General features: G+C 67.5%; 4 protein-coding genes. 3 read left to right on the forward strand and 1 reads right to left on the reverse strand.

Features of this window, described 5'->3' with window-relative positions; genetic code table 11:
* Nucleotides 1–155 precede the first annotated feature (155 nt).
* Entirely contained in the window at nt 156–830 is a 675-nt protein-coding gene (gene radC / locus FKP22_RS23650) for a RadC family protein (RefSeq protein WP_141290124.1), read from the reverse strand.
* A gap of 110 nt (nt 831–940) precedes the next feature.
* On the opposite strand from radC, the gene FKP22_RS23655 reads away from it, so the two are divergent.
* From FKP22_RS23655 to serS, 3 genes are all read left to right on the forward strand, one after another.
* The gene (locus tag FKP22_RS23655; RefSeq protein ID WP_141290125.1) at nt 941–1,384 is read left to right on the forward strand and encodes an FKBP-type peptidyl-prolyl cis-trans isomerase; all 444 of its coding nucleotides are present in this window, start codon (nt 941–943) and stop codon (nt 1,382–1,384) included.
* A 20-nt stretch (nt 1,385–1,404) separates the two neighbouring features.
* Nucleotides 1,405–2,388 (forward strand): 4-hydroxy-3-methylbut-2-enyl diphosphate reductase, encoded by a 984-nt coding sequence (gene ispH, locus FKP22_RS23660; RefSeq protein ID WP_141290127.1) that lies wholly within the window; start codon nt 1,405–1,407, stop codon nt 2,386–2,388.
* Nucleotides 2,389–2,497: 109 nt separating this feature from the next.
* Entirely contained in the window at nt 2,498–3,826 is a 1,329-nt protein-coding gene (gene serS, locus FKP22_RS23665) for a serine--tRNA ligase (protein ID WP_141290126.1), read from the forward strand.
* Nucleotides 3,827–3,842 lie beyond the last annotated feature (16 nt).

The following is a 3,842-nucleotide window of genomic DNA, read 5'->3' on the forward strand; positions in this document are numbered from 1 at the left end:
GCCGCCCCAACTCCTTCAGGCCATTGACTTTCACGGCACATCCTCGCTGGCCAATCCGTTTGGCAGCCGCTTGCTTGCGCTTGGCGGCTGCTCACTGCTGCCAAGCCTACAACAGCCTCGCTACCCGACTGCCCGGGCGGGTCAGCGGCAGCGGGTCAGATCAACCCACGTTCCGCGAAGCTCACCACCTGGCCGGCACCCACCACCAGGTGGTCCAGCACCCGCACGTCCACCATCTGCAGCGCGGCCTTCAGCGATTGCGTGAGGTATTCGTCTGCCTTGGACGGCTCCGCCAGGCCGGACGGGTGGTTGTGCGCCAGGATCAGCGCGCCGGCATTCAACGCGAGCGCCAGCTTGACGATTTCGCGCGGGTAGACGCTGGTCTGCGACAGCGTGCCCTGGAACAGCTCGCGCCATTCGATCAGCCGGTGCTGGCTGTCCAGGAACAGCACCCCGAACACCTCCTGTTCGCGGCGCGCGAGTTGCAGGGACACGAAGTCCTTCACACGGCCGGGGCTGTCGAACACCGGGCCGCGCTGCATGGGCTGCAGCAGCGCGCGGCGGGCCATTTCCATCACCGCGGCCAGCTCGGCACGCTTGGCCGGCCCCAGGCCCTTGACGCGGCGGAAGTCGTCCGCGCTGGCCTGCAGCAGGCCGCCGAAGCCATCGAAGCTGGCGAGCAGTTCGCCGGCCATCACCAGCACGCCCTTGCCCTGGATGCCGGTGCGCAGCAGCAGCGCCAGCAACTCGGCATCGGCCAGCGCTGCCGGGCCCTGCGCCAGCAGCTTTTCGCGCGGCCGAAGTGCAGCCGGCATGTCTTTCATGTCCATGGACACCCTCCCTGGGTGATGCTTGTCGTGTGGTGTTCGGGGCGCCGCATCGTTCTGTGTCGGGGTCGCCCTTAAAATCGTTTCCAGATTACCAGTACAGGCAGCGCCTTGTGAACACCATCCAGCCGGGATCCTTCCTGACTTTGCACTACCGGCTCGCGGGCCCGGACGGCGCCGACGTCGTCACCACCTTCAACGACAAGCCGGCCACACTGACGCTTGGCGCAGGGCAACTGGCGCCTGCCATCGAGGCGCGTCTGCTGGGCCTGGAAGAGGGCGTGCGCACGAGCTTCGTGCTCGAACCGGGCGAGGCCTTCGGCCCGCGCAACCCGGAGATGCTGCAGCGCGTCAAGCGTGGCCTGCTGGCCGAGCATGGCGACCCGCAGGCCGAGTACCATCTGGGCGATGTGGTCGAGTTCCCCACGCCGGACGGCACCGGCCGCTTTGCCGGCGTGATCCGCGAGCTGGGTGGCGACTGGCTGCTGTTCGACTTCAACCACCCGCTGGCCGGCGCTGCCGTGACCTTCGAGGTGCAGGTGATTGGCGTGCTATGAATTCCGCTGTGACCGCTCCCATGACGCCGGTGACCGAGGCCCAGCCCGGTGACATCCTGCTGGCCGAGCCGCGCGGCTTCTGCGCCGGCGTGGACAGGGCGATCGAGATCGTCGAGCGCGCGCTGCTCAAATTCGGCGCGCCGATCTATGTGCGCCACGAGATCGTGCACAACACCTACGTGGTCAACGACCTGAAGCAGAAGGGCGCGATCTTCATCGAGGAGCTGTCCGACGTGCCGCCCGGCGCCACGCTGATCTTCTCGGCCCACGGCGTGTCCAAGGCCGTGCAGCAGGAGGCCGCTGCGCGCGGCTTCCAGATCTACGACGCGACCTGCCCGCTGGTCACCAAGGTCCACGTCGAAGTGGCCAAGCTGGCGCGCGAGGGCTTCCAGTTCATCATGATCGGCCACAAGGGCCACCCGGAAGTCGAAGGCACCATGGGCCAGCTGCTGGAGGGCATCTTCCTGGTGGAGGACGTGGCCGATGTGGCCACCGCACCGGTCACCAAGCCGGACCAGCTCGCAGTCGTCACGCAGACCACGCTCAGCGTGGACGACGCGGCCGAGATCCTGGCCGCCGTGAAGGCGCGGTTCCCGAACGTGCGCGAGCCCAAGCAGCAGGACATCTGCTACGCCACGCAGAACCGCCAGGACGCTGTCAAGGTGCTGGCGCCCAAGGTGGACGTGGTGATCGTCGTCGGCAGCCCTACCAGCTCCAACAGCAACCGCCTGCGCGAGCTGGCCGAGCGCCTGGGCACGCCGGCCCACATGGTCGATTCGGCCGACGATCTGCAAGCCAGCTGGCTGGTTGACCGCCCGCGCGTGGGGCTGACGGCCGGCGCTTCGGCGCCCGACGTGCTGGTGCAGCAGGTCATTGCGCGCCTGAAGGCGCTGGGTTCGGTCTCGGTGCGCCGCCTGGCTGGTGTGCAGGAAACCATCGAATTCCCGCTGCCCAAGGGCCTGGGCGACAAGTCCATGGCCGAGTTCGCGGCTTCGCGATCTTGAGCTGGCGCCGGCCTTCGCAGCTGCCATTTCCTGCCGCGTGGCCGCTGGCCGCGCGCGATCCTTCTTGTTCCGGGCCCACGGGCCCCACCGCATTCGTAGAAAGCATCCCATGCTAGACATCAGCCTGCTGCGGCGCGACCTGCCCGCCGTCCTGGCCCGCCTCGCCACCCGCAAGGACCCGCAGCCCTTCCTCGACGAAACCCGCTTTGTCTCCCTCGAAGCCGAGCGCAAGCAGCTGCAGATGCGCACCGAGGAAATGCAGGCCCGGCGCAACAGCCTGTCCAAGCAGATCGGCATGTTGAAGGGCAAGGCCGCCAAGGGCGAAGACACCGGCGCCCAGGTCACCGAGCTGATGAACGAAGTCAACGCCATTGGCGACGAGCAGAAGGCTGGCGCCGAGCGCCTGGAAGCGCTGCAAGGCGAGCTGGCGCTGATGCTGATGGGCGTGCCCAACCTGCCGCACGAATCGGTGCCTGTCGGCGTGGACGAAGGCGGCAACGTCGAAGTGCGCGCCTGGAGCCCGAACGGCGAAGGCCCTCGCAGCTTCGACTTCCCGGTGCGCGACCACGTGGACCTGGGCGCCCCGCTGGGCCTGGATTTCGAGACTGGCGCCAAGCTCAGCGGCTCGCGCTTCACCTTCATGAAAGGCCCCATCGCCCGGCTGCACCGCGCGCTTGCCCAGTTCATGCTGGACCAGCACACGCTGCACCATGGCTACACCGAGTGCTACACGCCGTACATCGTCAACCGCGAGATCCTGGAGGGCACCGGGCAACTGCCGAAGTTCAAGGAAGACATGTTCTGGGTCAGCCGCGGTGGCGACGAAAGCCAGGCCGAGCAGTACCTGATCTCGACCTCGGAAATCTCGCTGACCAACACCGTGCGCGAGCAGATCCTCGCCGCCGACCAGCTGCCGGTGAAGCTCACCGCGCACAGCCCGTGCTTCCGCTCCGAAGCCGGCTCGGCGGGCCGCGACACCCGCGGCCTGATCCGCCAGCACCAGTTCGACAAGGTCGAGATGGTGCAGGTCACCGCGCCCGACCAGAGCCAGGACGCGCTGGAGGCGATGACACGCCACGCCGAGGCCATCCTGCAGAAGCTGGGCTTGCCGTACCGCGTGATGCTGCTGTGCACCGGCGACATGGGCTTTGGCGCGACCAAGACCTATGACCTGGAAGTGTGGGTGCCGGCGCAGAACACCTACCGCGAGATCAGCTCCTGCTCGAACATGGGCGATTTCCAGGCCCGCCGCATGCAGGCCCGCTTCAAGAACGCCCAGGGCAAGACCGAGTTCGTGCACACGCTGAATGGCTCTGGCCTGGCGGTCGGCCGCGCGCTGGTCGCCGTGCTGGAAAACTATCAGCAGGCGGATGGATCGGTGCTGGTGCCCGATGCATTGCAGCCCTACATGGGCGACCAGACGGTGCTGAAGCCCTGAGCGCCCTGAACGACGA

This window comes from Ideonella azotifigens (assembly GCF_006519715.1).
GTDB lineage: Bacteria > Pseudomonadota > Gammaproteobacteria > Burkholderiales > Burkholderiaceae_C > Ideonella > Ideonella azotifigens.

Coding starts and splice junctions, on each gene's coding strand:
- serS (WP_141290126.1), top strand. CDS start 2,498: ATGCTAGACATCAGCCTGCTGCGGCGCGACCTGCCCGCCGTCCTGGCC.
- radC (WP_141290124.1), bottom strand. CDS start 830: ATGGACATGAAAGACATGCCGGCTGCACTTCGGCCGCGCGAAAAGCTG.
- ispH (WP_141290127.1), top strand. CDS start 1,405: ATGACGCCGGTGACCGAGGCCCAGCCCGGTGACATCCTGCTGGCCGAG.